Origin of the sequence: Ruminococcus sp. CAG:379, assembly GCF_000434255.1 — a bacterium.
Taxonomy (GTDB): domain Bacteria; phylum Bacillota; class Clostridia; order Oscillospirales; family Ruminococcaceae; genus Ruminococcus_F; species Ruminococcus_F champanellensis.
In genome coordinates this window covers 3,891-20,773 of sequence record NZ_FR894914.1, presented here as the reverse complement: position 1 = coordinate 20,773, position 16,883 = coordinate 3,891, and the positions used below count along the sequence as shown (strand labels likewise).

Sequence of the window (16,883 nt, the reverse complement as noted above, 5' to 3'; positions counted from 1 at the left end):
GGTGCGTCATAGCTGCCGCTGCCGTAGGCGGTGGTGCGCTCCAGATGCAGCACATGCTTGCCGGTACCATACAGGAACAGGTTCAGCTGCTTGTCCGTCAGCTCCTTTACCGGTACGTCCAGGGAGATGCCGTATTCCTTGGAAATGGCACTGTAGTACATCATACTGATGGAGCCGCTGTCCAGGGAGTTCCAGCCCATGGCCTTGATCGCCCCCTGCCGGATGCTCAGATCCCGGTTGGGCACGACCAGTGCCGGATCGATCCGGCGGTATGCTCCCAGACCGCCGCAGGTGTCGCAGGCACCGAAGGGATTGTTGAAGGAGAACATTCGGGGGGTCAGCTCCCCGATGCTGATGTCATGCTCCGGGCAGGCGTAATTGAGGGAATACAGCTTTTCCTCGCCGCCGATCACGTCAATGAGGATCAACCCCTCCGTCAAGGACACCACGGTTTCCAGACTGTCCGTCAGCCGGGAACGGATCCCCTCCTTCACCACCAGACGATCCACCACGATCTCGATGTTATGCTTTTTGTTCTTGTCCATGGGAATTTTTTCGCTCAGCTCATACATGCTGCCGTCCACCCGGACCCGTACATAGCCGGAGCGCCGTGCTCCCTCCAGTTCCTTGGTGTACTCGCCCTTCCTACCCCGGACGATGGGTGCCAGCAGCTGGAACCGGGTACCCTCCGGCAGCTTCAGCACCTGATCCACGATCTGATCCACCGTCTGCTGCTGGATTTCTCTGCCGCAGACGGGACAGTGCGGGATACCAATCCGGGCATACAGCAAACGCAGATAATCGTAAATCTCCGTAACGGTGCCCACCGTGGAGCGGGGGTTCTTGGAGGTGGTTTTCTGGTCGATGGAAATGGCAGGGGACAGACCATCGATACTGTCCACGTCCGGTTTTTCCATCTGCCCTAAAAACTGCCGGGCGTAGGAGGACAGGCTCTCCATATACCGGCGCTGTCCGTCCGCATAGATCGTATCAAACGCCAGGGAGGACTTGCCGGAGCCGGACAGCCCTGTCATGACGATCAGCTGATCCCGGGGGATCTCCAGATCCACATTTTTCAGGTTGTGCTCTCTGGCACCACGGATGATGATTTTATCCTGCATAATCTATAGTATCCTTTCTGAAAGCATCACCGGACAAAATCCGCCTGGCGGCTTTGCGGGGTGCTGCCTTGGTTCAGTCCTCTGCCTGCAATTGGGCGATTTTGTCCCGCAGGTATGCGGCATGCTCGAATTCCAGCATTTTTGCAGACTGCTTCATCTGATCCGTCAGAGTGGCGATCAGCTTCTGCCGTTCCTTCTTGGACATCCTGGGGGCATGGGTCTCCTGCTCTACGGTTTCCTTGGAGGAAATCTCCAGAACCTCCCGCACGTCCTTGTGAATGGTTTTCGGAATGATGCCGTGGGCTTCGTTGTACGCCATCTGGATGCTCCGGCGCCGCTCTGTTTCCGTAATGGCACGCTCCATGGAGCCGGTGACGCAGTCGGCGTACATGATGACCTCACCTTGAGCATTCCGGGCGGCTCTGCCAATGGTCTGGATCAGAGAGGTTTCCGACCGGAGGAAGCCCTCCTTGTCCGCATCCAGAATGGCAACCAGGGAAACCTCCGGAATGTCCAGACCCTCCCGAAGCAGGTTGATGCCCACCAGCACGTCGAATTCTCCCATCCGCAGATCCCGGATGATCTCCATACGCTTGATGGTGTCGATGTCGTGGTGCAGGTACCGGACCCGGACACCCATGCCCTCCAGGTAATCCGTCAGATCCTCCGCCATCCGCTTGGTCAGCGTGGTGACCAGTACACGCGTGGTGCCCAGTACACGCTCCTGCCGGTCGGTGCGCTTGTGGATCTCCGACAGCAGATCCTCCATTTGCCCCTCGATGGGCTTGACCGTGACCAGAGGATCCAGCAGACCGGTGGGACGGATCACCTGTTCCACGATCCTGCCGGAGCGTTCCTTTTCCAGGGGGCCGGGCGTAGCACTGACGTAGATGGCCTGCCCGATGTGCTCGTTGAACTCGGCAAAGCTCAGTGGCCGGTTGTCATAGGCACTGGGCAGCCGGAAGCCATAGTCGATCAGGGTCTTTTTCCGGGCGTGATCCCCTGCCTGCATGGCACGCACCTGGGGCAGGGTCACATGGCTTTCGTCCACGATCAGCAGAAAATCCTTGGGGAAGTGATCCAGCAGGGTATAGGGCACGCTGCCCGGGGGGCGCCGGGAAAGTACCCGTGAGTAGTTTTCGATGCCGCTGCAAAAGCCGATCTCCCGGAGCATTTCGATATCATACCGGGTGCGCTGGGCAATGCGCTGGGCTTCAATCAACTGGTGGTTGGCTTCAAAGAATGCCACCCGTTCCTGCATTTCCGCTTCAATATCCGCAATGGCATCCTCCAGCTTGTCCCTGCCCACAATGTAGTGGCTTGCCGGGAAGATGGCGGCATGCTGCAGGGTGGCAAGGATCTCCCCGGTAACCATGTTGATCTCGGTGATCCGGTCGATCTCATCCCCGAAAAACTCGATTCGCAGTGCATGATCCGCCGTGCCGGAGGTGCAGATCTCCAGCACATCCCCCCGCACCCGGAACTTGTTCCGCTCCAGACTGATATCGTTCCGCTCATACTGGATCCGCACCAGCTCTGACATCAGCTGCTCCCGGGATTTCTCCATGCCCTGCCGGACGGATACCACCATGGAGCGGTACTCCTCCGGGCTGCCCAGGGAGTAGATGCAGGATACGCTTGCCACGATGATCACATCCCGGCGTTCCGCCAGGGCGGTGGTGGCGGAATGACGCAGCCGGTCGATCTCGTCGTTGATGGCGCAGTCCTTTTCAATGAAGCTGTCGGTGCTGGGAATGTATGCCTCCGGCTGGTAGTAATCGTAGTAGGATACGAAATACTCCACTGCATTGTCCGGGAAAAACTCCTTGAATTCTGAGCAAAGCTGCGCCGCCAGGATCTTATTGTGGGCAAGCACCAGGGTGGGACGGTTCACCTGCGCAATGACGTTCGCCATGGTGAAGGTCTTGCCGGAGCCGGTGACTCCCAGCAGCACCTGTCCCTTTTCCCCCTGGTTCAGACCCTCCACCAGCTGTTGAATGGCTTCCGGCTGATCCCCGGCAGGCTGATAATCCGATTTGAGATGAAAGCATGCCTGTTCCATAGGTTCTCCTTTTAATCCAATAATGAAAATGCCCCGTATTCCTTTAAAGATACTGCCTGCTCTCCGGCAACGATGATGTGATCCACCAGCCGGATGCCCACGCTTTTGAGCACATTGAAGATTTTCTGTGTGGCGGCAATGTCCTCCGGAGAAGGCATCGCCGTGCCGTTGGGATGGTTGTGCGCCAGCACCACCAGCTCGCTTTTCTGCTGCAATGCATACTCCACCAGCCGGCGCATGTGTACCGGCACACTGCTGGGGGCGCCTTCGGACACCACTCCACAGGACATGAGACGGAGCCGGTCATCCAGACATGCCAGCCGCAGCTGCTCCTCCGGTTCTCCCAGGTAAATATCCTTGAAGTAGGCACAGGTGGCGTCAAAGGTGTTCAGGGTCAGATCCTTCCGGGCGCTGAGCCGGTACTGCCGGGACAACTGGGCGATGAGAGTCAGCAACATGGCACTGCTTTCCCCCATACCCTTTACATCCCGCAGGGCGTGATAGTCTGCATTCAGCACATCTGCCAGAGAGCCGAACCGCTGCAAAAGCCGATGCGCAACCTCGTTGGTATTTACCCGGGGCAGGGCGTAGAACAGGGTCAGCTCCAGCATTTCATGCTCCTGGAAGCCCTCCAGTCCCTGCTGCAAAAATTTAGCCCGCATCCGATCCCGGTGTCCGCTGTGCAGGCTCTGTTCCGCCGGTTCCTTGCCCATATCCGTTCCCCCTTCTGTATCCGTATGCTTCTATTATACCGCATTTCGCTTTCATGTGAAAGATGTTTTTATAAAAAAAGTGTACAGAGGATTTGCCACAGGAAAAAATGCATGCAGATTGATTGACAATAAATAAGATAAGTGGTATACTTTAATCTGATAGTGTGTCGCCTGGGGAACCATTGGCGGTGGGACAGAATAAGCAAAGATGGAAGAATGCATGAAAAAAGAATACACAATCAAAGATCTGGTTTATCTGATGCTGGGACGCATCTGGTGGATCATCGGTGCCGCTCTGATCTGTGGGCTGGCGGCGTTTCTGATTTCAGATTTTGCGATTCCCAGAAAATATCAGTCCAACGTATCCATGTATGTGCGCAACAAGGAGGATCAGAAACAGGACATCAACAACAGTGACCTGTCCGTGTCCAAATCCCTGGTCAGCACTTATATCGTCATTCTCAACAATGACGCAGTGATGGAGCAGGTGGGGGAGCAGCTGCTGAAGCAGCATACCCCGGAGGAGCTGTCCGGTAATTTTACCATAAAAAACGGTCAGATTACCAACGAAAGCCTGAAAAGCGCATTCACCATGGCGGCAGTGAACAATACAGAGGTGCTGAAGATCACCGCCACCACCAAGAACGCCGCCCTGTCCGCAGAGCTTTGCAACATTATGGCAGATGTGGCACCGGAGGTTCTGATCCGGGTGGTAGGTGCCGGATCAGTGGAAAAGATCGGGAATGCCAAGATCTATGAGGCGGCGGTATCCCCCAGTGTCACCAAGAACACTGCCATTGGCTTTGCCGGAGGTGCTTTGCTGGCAATCCTGGTCATTCTGTTGATTGACTTTTTCGACAATACAGTCCGGGATGCGGAAGAACTCCGGAAGCATTTCAGCAAGCCCATCATTGCGGAGATCCTGTCCATCGGGGGGCAAGGCAAAGAAAAAGAATCGGGGTACGGATGCAGACCGGAAGACCCGGCTGCTGTTCGGCAATGAGAACATTCCATTTTCCACAGTGGAGGCATACAAAAGCTTCCGTACCGCCCTGTCCTTCGTCATTTCCACCTGCGACAGCAGGATCGTTGCCATGACCAGTGCGAACCCCAGCGAGGGGAAATCTGTTACCGTTGCCAATCTTGCGGTGGCGGTGGCACAGACCGACAAGGAGGTTCTTCTGATCGATGCGGATATGCGCAAGCCCGTGCAGCATAAGTGCTTCAGGCTGTCCAATAAGGTCGGACTGTCCGATGTGATTACCGGGGACAAGCCTCTGGACAAGGCGCTGAACCGGAATGTGACCGGTAGTCTGGATGTGCTGACCTCTGGCACCATTCCCCCCAATCCCTCTGAGCTGCTGGCATCCAGACAGATGAAGGAACTGCTGGAGACGCTGAAGGAGCGGTATGACATGATTCTCATCGACTGCGCCCCCATCAACGTGGTGTCCGATGTGGCTGGTCTGTCCCAGGAAATCGCCGGGGTGGTTATGGTGGTGCATTACGGTTCTACTACTTATCCGGAACTGGACGATGCTGTGAACCGGTTGGCGCTTGCCAACTGCAACGTGCTGGGCTTTGCGGTCAACGAAGTGTCCAGCAAGCACGGGAGCGGCTACTACTCCAATTATAAATACAAGTACAAGTATAAATACGACTATCAGTACGGCTCTGCAAAGCAGGCAGAAGAAAAGGAAAAGGCAGGATTCGCATGCTGACGGATGTACACACGCATGTTCTCCCCAATATGGATGACGGCAGTCAGAGCCTGGATATGTCCCTGGAGATGCTGACCCGGCTTCATGCCCAGGGGGTGGAGCGGGTGGTGGCGACCCCTCATTTTTACCTGCACCGGGAGCCGGATCCGGCAGCGTATCTGACAAAGCGGCAGATGCGTTTTGATGCCCTTGTGGAACAGCAGTTGCCTATGGAGCTGCGGCTTGGAGCGGAGGTTGCCATTGAGCAGGGTATCAGCGATCTGCCGCAGATCAGGGCGCTGACCATAACCGGAACGGATCTCATCCTGCTGGAGCTGCCCTATGCGCCCTATCAGAGCTGGATGGAGCAGGAGGTGCATGCCATTGCCGTGCAGCAGGGTCTGACCCCGGTGATCGCCCATGTGCATCGGTATCTGATGTGGTATTCCCAGGCGGATCTGGAAACGGTTCTCGGGTGGGATGCCATTTTTCAGATCAATGCAGAGGCATTTGAAAGCTTCCGGCAGAAGCGGATCGTCAAGGAGCTTTTGAAACGGGGACTGCCGGTGCTCTTTGGCTCGGATTGTCACAATCTGTCTGATCGGCGGCCCAATTTTGATTTCTTACTGCGCAAGGCAAAGCCGGAACTTCTACAGCAGGCGGATCGTCTGTTTGCACAGCATATTCTATCATACAGCACCGCACAGGCATAGCTTGTGCGGTTTTTTCATGGATCTGTGCTGTCGAGATTGACATTTTCTCAATTTATATGTATACTATTCTTGTGCAAATTGCACGCATTTTTAAAAAGAAAGAAGGAGTGTTATGAAGCCAAGAGGATTCCGGCTCTTGACCGCTGCTGTATGCACGGTGTTTCTGCTGCTGGGGGGATATGCCCCTGGGACGGAGCATGCGGACGCTGCTGTGCAGACTGTGCACAACCTGGTGTTGTTTGCCCAGTTCCAGGGAGAGGATGGCTATAACTTTATGGAGGCGCATACGGCGGAAATGCTGGATTACTGCCGGAAGGAAAACACCTTCCGCTCCCTGGCAGGGTACATCAACGAAATCTCCTATGGGCAGATGCAGGTGGACTTCGTTTTTCCCCAGCTGGAGGGGGACACCATCCTGCCCTACACCATGTCCGGAGAACTGGACAGCTATCACAATCTGGAAACTATGGCTGCGGAAGTGATCTCCCATGTGCCAGTGCCCCGGGATTCCCGGCTGGACGGAAACGGAGATGGCCTTGTGGATAATATTATCCTGGTAATGGATGCGGACACTGAAACCGCAGAGTCCCTGTTCTGGCCCCGGGCGTTTTCACTGCCAGGTATTGGCATCAACGATGCGCAGAGTGGCATGGTGAACATACAGAACAGCGCCACATTGTTTGGCAGTTCCATCATGGGTGGCGTAGGTGTGCTGGGGCATGAGTTTCTGCACTCGGTGGGCTACCCGGATCTGTACCGGAACGATGACCGTACCGGAATTCCTGTCGGGATGTGGGACATTATGGCTTCAAATTCGATATTTGTGCAGTATCCTCTGGCGTATATGCGGTATAGCGTATCTGGCTGGCTGGATGCGAAAACCGTTACCCAGGACGGAACCTATACTCTGGAACCAGCCTCCGCCCGATCCGGCAACCGGTTGTATCTGCTGAAAACGCCTCTGTCGGATACGGAATTTTTCGCTGTGGAATTCCGGCAGAAGGGCACACCCTATTCAGAGGAAATGGACGTGAAGATCTACGGCACCGGTATGGTGGTGTACCGGGTGAACACGGAGATTCACGGCAATCACGGTGCATCCGGAGATCAGATCTATGTGTTCCGGCCGGAGGAAACCGGTCTGGACGCCGGGGAAGGGAACCCCTATCTGTCCGCCTACGGGGGAGAGGGTGCGCCGGACAGCATTGGCTCTTTGGATCCTACAGCTACCATTACGGATGGGGCACTGGTGTATTCGGATGGCACCAACAGCGGCATCCGGCTTTCGGATATCCGGATCGACGGGGATCAGCTGCACTTTACCGCCCGGTTTCAGGATACTACGGATCGGGATCTTTGGCGAAGCATACCGGAGGCGGACTGGATGACCGGAGCCTCTGCACTGGATCTGCAGGCATCGGACAGCGGTGTGCTGTATATGCTGACGGGTGGAACCGATGGTGCGATCCTCAGCCGGTTGCAGGACAACACCTGGGAACAGGTTAGCAGACTGCCGGAGCAGGCATATGATCCGAAGCTGTGCATGCGAGGCGAGATTCCCTATGTGCTGTACCAGGACGGCAAGAATTTTTCCTATGTGATCCGATCCTATCAGGATGGGACATGGCAGCAGCTGACCCGGGGCAGTGAACTGTCTCAGTACCAGGATTTCACTATATGGGGGGATCGACTGTATCTTGCTTACACCACTGGCTCCTTCCCATATGGGCTTCATGTGTCTGCCTATGATCTGAATACCGGGGAGAAAACCGATTATGAGGATGGCGCAGGGGATGTGTGCAATCTGTCCATCGGGGCGGATGATACCAGTGTTGCGGTGGCATACCGGGGGGCGGTGAATAGCACGGCTCCGGCGGTGGATGTGTGGGATGCGCAGGGTCACAGAACCATTTCCCTGTCCGATCAGAGCGCCGGCAGGACGGATCTGATCCGGGGACAGGAGGGGTATTATATTTCTGCCACAGAGCAGGCGGCGGGGCTGTATGCTTTGCAGAACGGGGAAACGGAACATGCCCTGCTGGGGAATGCCGTCAGCGGCAACTGCTATTACACGGAGCTGACCCGGACAGCGGACGGGTTGTATCTCACCGTCAGCACCCAGAATCCCAGTGACCTGGCGGTGTATCAGTACCGGGACGGTGGATTTGCGAAGCTTGGCAACAGCATTGCCGGTGAAACGGTGGGAGCCGCTGCAACCGCTGCCGCCGGGGATATGCTGTATGTGGCATACTGCTCGGAGCAGGGCAATGTCCGGATCAAAACATATCGGCTGCGGCAGGATTCCGTCACCGGAGACGTGAACGGAGACGGAGCATGTACTGTGGCGGATGCAGTGCTGCTGGGCAGATGGCTGCGCCGGGAGCAGGTATCCCTGGCAAACTGGCGGGCAGGAGATCTGGACGGCAGCGGCATGCTGAGCGGAGCGGATCTGACCATGCTGCGCCGGATGCTGACCGGGACATGAGCCTGCTGCACAAATCCCGTTTCATTGGTTGACAATTCATTGAAAGTCGTGTATAATAATATAATAACATATTTCTGGCAGAGTAAGCCCGGTAGAGGATCAGAATGCAGGCATATTGGATCATTTTCATAGGGCAAAGCTGCCAGGCGTGCTTTGTGCGGTGTTGCCATAGTTTTATTTCTGATCGTACTGCCTGCAAGAGCGGCAGCACGGCGTGCTCACATCCGGCGGATCATCAGACGGCGCCGGAGGAAAGGAAACAAGGATATGTATGATCTGATTCAAACCATGCTGGGTCAGGAAGTGATCGTGTATGTGTCAGATGGCTCTGTTTCTACGGTAGGTGGATTTCTCCGGAAGGTGGAGGAGGGATGGATCCAGGTGGAACGTGCCAATCACCAGATCGAGCTCATCAGTGTGGATTATATCAGCCGGATCCAGGAGCGTCCACGCAGTATGAAGAAAAAGCGGCAGTGATCTGTTCAGTTCCCGGAGAGGAACATGCATGACAATATTATCTTTCTTTTGTGAGGAGAACAATTTATGTGCGGAATTGTAGGATTTACCGGCAGTCAAGAGGCAGCACCCATTCTGTTGGACGGTCTGTCCAAGCTGGAATACAGAGGCTATGACTCTGCGGGCATCGCTGTCCGGAACGAAAATGACGAGGTGGAGATTGTCAAAGCCAAGGGGAAGCTGAAGGTACTCAAGGAAATGACCAACGACGGCAAGGCAGTCAAGGGTACCTGCGGCATCGGGCATACCCGGTGGGCGACCCATGGAGAGCCTTCCGCTCTCAATGCCCACCCCCACTGCAGCGATGATGAAAACGTCATCGCAGTACATAACGGCATCATCGAAAACTACCAGGAGCTGCGGGATAAGCTGCTGAAAAAGGGCTATACCTTCAAATCCCAGACGGATACGGAAGTTGCCGTAAAGCTCATCGATTACTACTACAAAAAGTATCTGGGCACGCCGGTGGACGCATTGAACCATGCCCTTGTCAGAATCCGGGGATCCTATGCTCTGGCGGTTATGTTCAAGGAATACCCCGGGGAGATTTATGCTGCCCGGAAGGACAGTCCCATGATCATCGGGCTGGCGGAAGGAGAAAGCTATCTTGCTTCCGATGTGCCGGCAATTCTCAAATACACCCGGAATGTGTACTATATCGGCAATCTGGAGCTTGCCCGGCTCACAAAGGGCAGCGTGACCTTCTACAACCTGGACGGAGATGAGATCCAGAAGGAAATGAAGACCATTGACTGGGATACGGAAGCGGCAGAAAAAGGCGGCTACGAGCATTTCATGCTCAAGGAAATCCACGAGCAGCCCAAGGTGGTGCGAGATACCATCCATTCCGTATTACAGAACGGAAAGATCAGCTTTGAAAGCATTGGGCTGACCGATGAGGAAATGCGCAATATCCAGCAGATTTATATCATAGCCTGCGGTTCTGCGTATCATGTAGGCATGGCGGCGCAGTATGTGCTGGAGGAGCTGACCAGCTTACAGGTTCGGGTGGAGCTTGCTTCCGAGTTCCGCTACCGGACTATGACCCTGGCAAAGAACAGTCTGGCGATCATCATCAGTCAGTCCGGCGAAACCGCAGACAGCCTGGCGGCACTTCGGCTTTGCAAGGAAAAGGGCGTCAAGACTCTGGGCATTGTCAATGTGGTGGGATCCTCCATTGCTCGAGAGGCGGACGATGTATTCTACACCCTGGCTGGGCCGGAGATCTCCGTTGCCACCACCAAGGCGTACAGCTGCCAGCTGGTTGCAGCATATCTGCTGGCGATGCAGTTCGCCAAGGCAAGAGGAGAGATCACAGAGGAGCGGTTTTCCGCACTGGCCGCAGACATTGAAACCATTCCGGAGAAGATCCAGCGGATCCTGGAGGATAAGGAGCGGCTCCAGTGGTTCGCCTCCAAGATCGTGAACATCAAGGACGCATTCTTCATCGGCAGAGGCATTGATTATTCCATCGGCATGGAGGGCAGCCTGAAGCTGAAGGAGATCAGCTACATCCATTCAGAGGCTTACGCAGCAGGAGAACTGAAGCATGGCCCCATCAGCCTGATCGAGGACGGTACCGTGGTGTTCAGCGTGGTGACCCAGTCAGCACTGTATGAAAAAACCATCAGCAATATGGTGGAGGTCAAGAGCCGGGGCGCCAAGCTGTTTGGTCTGACTACCTACGGCAATTATGCCATGGAGGATACGGCGGACTTTACGGTTTATATTCCAAAAATCGACAATCTGTTTGCCGGGAGCCTTTCGGTCATTCCCCTGCAGCTGTTGTCTTATTATGTGTCTGTTGGCAAGGGCTTTGATGTGGATAAGCCCAGAAATCTGGCAAAGAGCGTAACAGTAGAATAATATCATATCCCGGTTTCTGTGTTTGGAGACCGGGATTTTTTGCGTATGTGTGTTTTCATTAGAAAACTCTTCAAATTTCCTTTGAATTTCTACCCTCCATCTCTTGAATTTTTTGATATTTCATGTTACAATCAATACAACAAACTCTGTTTATTGACGGTTTTGTATTTTATCATCGAGTCCTTCTGTAAATTGATTCCGTCATGCATTACAAGTATAGTTCAGACAACATGTGGGAGATGTGTGGATTGAAAAAATTGATTCAGAAGTTCCGGTACCGGAAAATGATCCTGGCAGTTGCGGATGCATTTATCATAGTCATTTCTGCACTGCTTGCAGACTTTTTATTGTCTAATTTTGGGGATGGTCTTGGTGTATCCGACCTGCGGATGTCCATGGCGGTCAGTGTGTGCTGCTGTGGTGCCTGCCTGATGCTTGCAGGGGCATACAACAAGCTATGGCGGTATTTTAATGTAAGGGATTATCTCTCCTGTGTATATGGGGTTGTAGCAGGGGTCACTGCCGCCTGTCTGTTGGTGTACATCATCCGGGGGGATGTGCCGGTGATCTATGCAGTGCTGCATGGAGGCATCATTGTGATCGGCATCTGTCTGTTCCGGTACATCTTCAAGCAGACCTTTATTGAACTGACCGCCTGCGGCAAGGTGGAGACAGCCTATAAGCGAACTATGATCATCGGCGCGGGGGAAGCGACAGATATGCTGATCCGGGAGATCTTCAACACCCGGGAAAGCCGGGCGGTCAATGACGCTTCCTATGATCCGGTGTGCATCATTGACGACGATACTGCCAAAATCGGCACAGCGGTGCAAGGGGTGCCGGTGGTTGGTGCCACGGACGAGCTTCTGAAGTATACGGAACAGATGCAGATCCAGCAGATTATTTTCTCCATCCCCTCCTGCCTGGACGATGAGCGGCAGCGGATTCTGGATATCTGCGCAAAGGCGAATCTGCCGGTGAAGGTAATGCCCTTTATCAGTGAGCTGATCTTTGAGGAAAATACCCTGCTGGGGCAGATGCATGACATTAAGGTGGAGGATTTGCTGGGACGGGAGCCAATCAAATTTGACAACCAGGATATCCGGGCGTTCATCAGCGGAAAGGTGTGCATGGTCACCGGCGGCGGTGGTTCCATCGGCTCGGAACTGGTGCGGCAGATCGCAAAATATAATCCAAAGCAGATTATCATTGTGGATATTTACGAAAATAATGCCTATGATATTCAGCAGGAGCTGAAAATGGAGTACGGAGACAGTCTGGATCTGGTGACCTTGATTGCCTCTGTCCGGGATTACTTCCGGATGAACCAGATTATGGATCGATACAAGCCGGAGATCGTGTTCCATGCGGCGGCTCACAAGCATGTGCCTTTGATGGAGGTTTCTCCCATGGAGGCTATCAAGAACAACGTGGTGGGCACCTTCAACGTAGCAAGCCTGGCACAGTTCCACAATGTGCAGAAGTTTGTGATGATCTCCACGGACAAGGCGGTGAATCCCACTAACGTGATGGGAGCTTCCAAGCGGTGCTGTGAAATGATCATCCAGTATCTGTCCCAGGAGAAGGACGGGGTGACGGAATTTGTCACCACCCGGTTCGGCAACGTACTGGGCTCAAACGGATCGGTGATTCCTCTGTTCAAACGGGAGATCGAGCAGGGCAAGCCGGTGACTGTGACCCATCCGGACATTATCCGCTATTTTATGACCATCCCGGAGGCGGTGAGCCTGGTGATGGAGGCGGCAGCCATTGCCCACGGCGGCGAGATTTTCGTGCTGGATATGGGTAAGCCGGTGCGAATCGTGGCACTGGCGGAAAACCTGATCCGCATGTACGGCAAGCAGTTCTATACAGATATCCCCATTGTCTTTACGGGACTGCGACCCGGGGAGAAGGTCAAGGAGGAGCTGCTGATGGACGAGGAGGGACTGCAAAAGACCCAAAACAAGCTGATTTTCATTGGCAGACAAATCGAGATCAATGACACCACCTTTATTCAGGCACTGCGGCGGCTGCGGGATGCGGCGTTGAAAAATGATGAAGCCACTGCCGTGTGGGCGCTGCATGAAATGGTTCCCACCTTTACTACCCCGGAGGAGTTCAACAAAAAGGTGCTTATGATGGCTTGACAATCCGCTCCCGGTATGGTAAAATCATTGAAAAGGGAGTAGCATATATATCCGCCGGGCGGATGTATGGTTCCTGTCGTCATCACGGAGCATGGCTCTCGGTAGGAAATCTTTCGTTGAGACGAAATTTGCGAGACTTTTGCAGAGATGCAGGAGTCTCGCTTTTTACTGTAAAATATAGGAAAGGAAGTTGCAGGTATGGAGCAGAAGGCATATCACTTGCAGACCCCGGAGGATGCTCTGGAGGCGTTGGGCAGCAGTCCCAAGGGGCTGGATCAGAAGGAGGTACAGCGGCGGCTTGAACAATATGGGAAAAACAAGCTGACAGAGGCGGCAAAGACCCCCGTCTGGAAGCGGTTTCTGGGACAGCTGAAGGATCCTATGATCATCATTCTCATTGCGGCGGCAGTGGTCTCCGCATTGATTCCCCTGTTTGAAGGGGGCGGAGTGGGGCTGTCGGACTTTGCGGATACCATTATTATTGCAGTGGTGGTGCTGCTGAACGCAGTTCTGGGCGTGGTGCAGGAATCCAAGGCGGAACAGGCCATTGATGCGCTGAAGAAAATGACCGCTGCGCATTCCAAGGTTCTGCGGGATGGAAAGCCTGCCACCGTGCCCACGGATGAGCTGGTGCCCGGTGATGTGATCCTGCTGGAGGCTGGAGACGCTGTGCCGGCAGATGCCCGTATCCTGGAATGCGCCTCCATGAAGTGTGAGGAGTCCGCTATGACGGGAGAATCCGTGCCGGTGGATAAATCAGCGGAGGGACTGCATGGGGAGGACGGAAAGGAGATCTCTCTGGGGGATCGTCGGAATATGCTGTATATGGGCAGCACCATTGTGTACGGCAGAGGTACCGCAGTGGTCACCGGCACCGGTATGCATACGGAAATGGGCAAGATTGCCGGGGCGCTGAATGCGGCGCAGGACGAAAAGACACCCTTGCAGGAAAAGCTGACCCAGCTGAGCCGGTATCTGACCTGGCTGGTGCTGGGCATCTGCGTGATTGTGTTTGTGGCATCCCTACTGCGAACCGGTGACTTTACCAATCCCAAGACCTATGTGGACACCTTCATTGTGGCAGTGAGCTTGGCGGTGGCAGCGATTCCGGAGGGGCTTGCAACGGTGGTCACCATCGTGCTGTCCATGGGTGTGACGAAAATGTCCAAGCAGGGTGCGGTGATCCGGAAGCTGTCGGCGGTGGAGACCCTGGGATGTACCCAGATCATCTGTTCCGACAAGACCGGCACCCTGACCCAGAACAAAATGACCGTGGTGGAAACCCGGGAGGCAGGCAGTGAGCCGCTGCTGGCAACCGCCATGGCACTGTGCAGCGATGCAGAGCTGGACGACCAGGGGGAGGCGATTGGAGAGCCTACGGAATGTGCTCTGGTGGCATATGCAAATAAGTGCGGACTGCCTAAGCCTGTACTGAAAGACGAGCAGCCCCGGATCGGGGAACTGCCCTTTGATTCCGACCGGAAGCTGATGACCACAGTGCATCGGACGGAGGAGGGCATCCTCCAGTACACCAAGGGCGCTCCGGACTGCTTACTGGCACGGTGCAGCGTCTACTTTGACGGCACCAAGGAGGTACCCATGACGGATGCTCTCCGGCAGCAGATTCTGGGGGCAAACAAGGCACTGGCGGACAAGGCGCTCCGGGTGCTGGCGGCAGCCTACCGGCGGCATGCCCAGGAGCCTGCACCGGGGGATTACACTTCGGAAAATCTGGAGCAGTCCCTGGTATTTTGCGGTCTGACCGGCATGATCGATCCGGTTCGGCCGGAGGTCAAGGCGGCAATTGCCCAGTGTCGTTCTGCCGGCATCCGTCCGGTCATGATCACCGGAGATCACCGGGATACGGCAGTTGCCATCGGCATGGAGCTGGGGATTCTGACGGATCCCTCCCAAGCCATTACCGGAGCGGAACTGAACCAGATCAGCGACGAGGATTTTGCACAGCGTGTCACCGAATTTTCCGTGTATGCCCGGGTACAGCCGGAGCATAAGGTGCGGATCGTGAAGGCATGGAAGGCACGGGGAATGGTAACTGCCATGACCGGAGACGGGGTGAATGATGCGCCCTCCATCAAAATTGCGGATATCGGCGTTGGCATGGGCATCACCGGTACGGATGTAACCAAGAACGTGGCAGATATGATCCTCAGCGACGACAACTTTGCCACCATTGTCAAGGCGGCAGAGGAAGGGCGGCGGATCTATGATAATATCCGGCGCACCATCCGGTTCCTGCTGTCCTCCAACCTGTCGGAGGTTATCAGCATCCTGATTGCTACTCTGCTGGGCTTTACCATTCTCAAGCCCACCCACCTGTTGTGGATCAACCTGATCACGGATGCCTTTCCGGCACTGGCGCTGGGTATGGAAGCCGGTGAGAAGGACATTATGCAGCGGCCGCCCCGGGATCGGAAGGAAGGCATTTTCGCCGGCGGTCTTGGCGTGGACGTGGTATGGCAGGGCTTTGTGATCGCCTTGCTGACTCTGGCGGCGTACCTGATCGGGGATTATATGGAGCGTGGACATTTTGCCATCGAGAACAGTGCAGACGGCATGACCATGGCGTTCCTCACCATGTCTCTGACGGAAATGTTCCATGCCTTCAACATGCGCCGGGAAAAGGGTTCCATCTTCGCTGCGCATAGGCAGAATTGGTACCTGTTTGGTGCCATGGCGTTCTCTCTGATTGCCACCACTGCAGTGATCTACATTCCGGCGTTGAAGCAGGCGTTCCAGTTTGAGTCCATCAGTCCGGCGGAGTATCTGACTGCCGTGGGATTGGCGTTCCTCATCATTCCCATCGTGGAGTTGGTGAAGCTGTTCCGCAGATTGGGCAGCAAGTAAAGGCAATACTGTATCATCTTTGAGTGGTGCAGCCGAATACAAATCCAAACAGCCCGGAGGCGATGAATCCCATCGTTTCCGGGCTGCTTTTGCGCTACTCCAGACGCTGCTTTCCCGCAACAGCTTGACTGGAGACGGTTTTTGTTGATTTCTGACAAAGTTCGTGCTATAATAAGCTTAGATATTGTCGCAGTGTATGCAGGAAGGAGCAGGCGTATGGATGCAAACATCAGCATCAACGGACAGGTTGCAGGAACGATCAACTTTGCCATGCAGCAAAATTATATTCCGGTGATCCGCAGGCTGGTTTTCACCAATCAGGGACAGGAGGAACTGGACGGTCTCCGGGTACGGATCGGCTTTGAGCCGGAATTTGCCCATGTATTTGAAGCCCAGCTGCCGAAGCTGTCTCCGGGGACGCCGGTGGAGCTGTCGCCGGTGCGGCTGGTGATGCATGGGGACTATCTGTTTTCACTGACGGAGCGGATGGAGGGCAATATCCGGATCCGGGTGATGCAGGAGGAGACATGCTTGCATGAGGAATGCATTTCCATTGCCCTGCTCGCCTATGACCAGTGGCCGGGCTTGCTGCAAGTGCCGGAGATCATTGCAGCCTTTGTGACACCCAATCATCCCAGAGTAGGAGAATTAACCGCAAAGGCAGGAAAATGGCTGCAAAAGTGGCTGGGGGG

Annotated in this window: 11 protein-coding genes and 1 pseudogene; 9 read left to right on the top strand and 3 right to left on the bottom strand. The window is 54.9% G+C overall.

Features of this window, described 5'->3' with window-relative positions; translation table 11 throughout:
* The 3 genes and pseudogenes from QVO51_RS08875 to QVO51_RS08865 all read right to left on the bottom strand — a co-directional run.
* A pseudogene (locus QVO51_RS08875) lies at nucleotides 1-1,121 on the bottom strand (excinuclease ABC subunit UvrA); the annotation flags it as partial.
* Nucleotides 1,122-1,194: 73 nt separating this feature from the next.
* A complete protein-coding gene (uvrB, locus tag QVO51_RS08870; protein WP_022358110.1) occupies nucleotides 1,195-3,183 on the bottom strand; it encodes an excinuclease ABC subunit UvrB in 1,989 nt (662 codons plus the stop codon).
* 11 nt (nucleotides 3,184-3,194) lie between these two features.
* Nucleotides 3,195-3,896: a JAB domain-containing protein gene (locus QVO51_RS08865; protein WP_015558087.1), complete on the bottom strand. Its 702-nt coding sequence runs from the start codon at nucleotides 3,894-3,896 to the stop codon at nucleotides 3,195-3,197.
* Nucleotides 3,897-4,116: 220 nt separating this feature from the next.
* On the opposite strand from QVO51_RS08865, the gene QVO51_RS08860 reads away from it, so the two are divergent.
* From QVO51_RS08860 to QVO51_RS08820, 9 genes are all read left to right on the top strand, one after another.
* Nucleotides 4,117-4,899, top strand: coding sequence for a YveK family protein (locus QVO51_RS08860; RefSeq protein WP_022358109.1), 783 nt, complete (start codon nucleotides 4,117-4,119; stop codon nucleotides 4,897-4,899).
* Nucleotides 4,808-5,617 carry a CpsD/CapB family tyrosine-protein kinase gene (locus QVO51_RS08855; RefSeq protein ID WP_288168048.1) on the top strand — a complete coding sequence of 270 codons (810 nt, stop codon included), beginning with the start codon at nucleotides 4,808-4,810 and terminating at the stop codon, nucleotides 5,615-5,617. The genes QVO51_RS08860 and QVO51_RS08855 overlap by 92 nt, the downstream gene beginning before the upstream one ends.
* On the top strand, nucleotides 5,611-6,309 hold the full coding sequence (locus QVO51_RS08850; RefSeq protein WP_022358107.1) for a CpsB/CapC family capsule biosynthesis tyrosine phosphatase: 699 nt from the start codon (nucleotides 5,611-5,613) through the stop codon (nucleotides 6,307-6,309). The genes QVO51_RS08855 and QVO51_RS08850 overlap by 7 nt, the downstream gene beginning before the upstream one ends.
* 112 nt (nucleotides 6,310-6,421) lie before the next feature.
* On the top strand, nucleotides 6,422-8,794 hold the full coding sequence (locus QVO51_RS08845; RefSeq protein ID WP_022358106.1) for a dockerin type I domain-containing protein: 2,373 nt from the start codon (nucleotides 6,422-6,424) through the stop codon (nucleotides 8,792-8,794).
* 267 nt (nucleotides 8,795-9,061) lie between these two features.
* The gene (locus QVO51_RS08840; RefSeq protein ID WP_022358105.1) at nucleotides 9,062-9,271 is read left to right on the top strand and encodes a DUF6897 domain-containing protein; all 210 of its coding nucleotides are present in this window, start codon (nucleotides 9,062-9,064) and stop codon (nucleotides 9,269-9,271) included.
* Nucleotides 9,272-9,337: 66 nt separating this feature from the next.
* Nucleotides 9,338-11,176: a glutamine--fructose-6-phosphate transaminase (isomerizing) gene (glmS, locus tag QVO51_RS08835; protein ID WP_022358104.1), complete on the top strand. Its 1,839-nt coding sequence runs from the start codon at nucleotides 9,338-9,340 to the stop codon at nucleotides 11,174-11,176.
* A gap of 248 nt (nucleotides 11,177-11,424) precedes the next feature.
* Nucleotides 11,425-13,326, top strand: a complete 1,902-nt coding sequence (locus QVO51_RS08830; RefSeq protein WP_022358103.1) for a polysaccharide biosynthesis protein — start codon at nucleotides 11,425-11,427, stop codon at nucleotides 13,324-13,326.
* Between the two features lie 198 nt (nucleotides 13,327-13,524).
* On the top strand, nucleotides 13,525-16,191 hold the full coding sequence (locus QVO51_RS08825) for a cation-translocating P-type ATPase (protein WP_022358102.1): 2,667 nt from the start codon (nucleotides 13,525-13,527) through the stop codon (nucleotides 16,189-16,191).
* A 216-nt stretch (nucleotides 16,192-16,407) separates the two neighbouring features.
* The coding region (locus tag QVO51_RS08820; RefSeq protein ID WP_288168047.1) for a hypothetical protein at nucleotides 16,408-16,883 on the top strand (476 nt) is incomplete at its 3' end.

Bases quoted from the DNA above. Each gene is read 5' to 3' on its own strand.
- uvrB (WP_022358110.1), bottom strand. From the start codon at position 3,183: ATGGAACAGGCATGCTTTCATCTCAAATCGGATTATCAGCCTGCCGGG.
- QVO51_RS08865 (WP_015558087.1), bottom strand. From the start codon at position 3,896: ATGGGCAAGGAACCGGCGGAACAGAGCCTGCACAGCGGACACCGGGAT.
- QVO51_RS08860 (WP_022358109.1), top strand. From the start codon at position 4,117: ATGAAAAAAGAATACACAATCAAAGATCTGGTTTATCTGATGCTGGGA.
- QVO51_RS08850 (WP_022358107.1), top strand. From the start codon at position 5,611: ATGCTGACGGATGTACACACGCATGTTCTCCCCAATATGGATGACGGC.
- QVO51_RS08845 (WP_022358106.1), top strand. From the start codon at position 6,422: ATGAAGCCAAGAGGATTCCGGCTCTTGACCGCTGCTGTATGCACGGTG.
- QVO51_RS08840 (WP_022358105.1), top strand. From the start codon at position 9,062: ATGTATGATCTGATTCAAACCATGCTGGGTCAGGAAGTGATCGTGTAT.
- glmS (WP_022358104.1), top strand. From the start codon at position 9,338: ATGTGCGGAATTGTAGGATTTACCGGCAGTCAAGAGGCAGCACCCATT.
- QVO51_RS08825 (WP_022358102.1), top strand. From the start codon at position 13,525: ATGGAGCAGAAGGCATATCACTTGCAGACCCCGGAGGATGCTCTGGAG.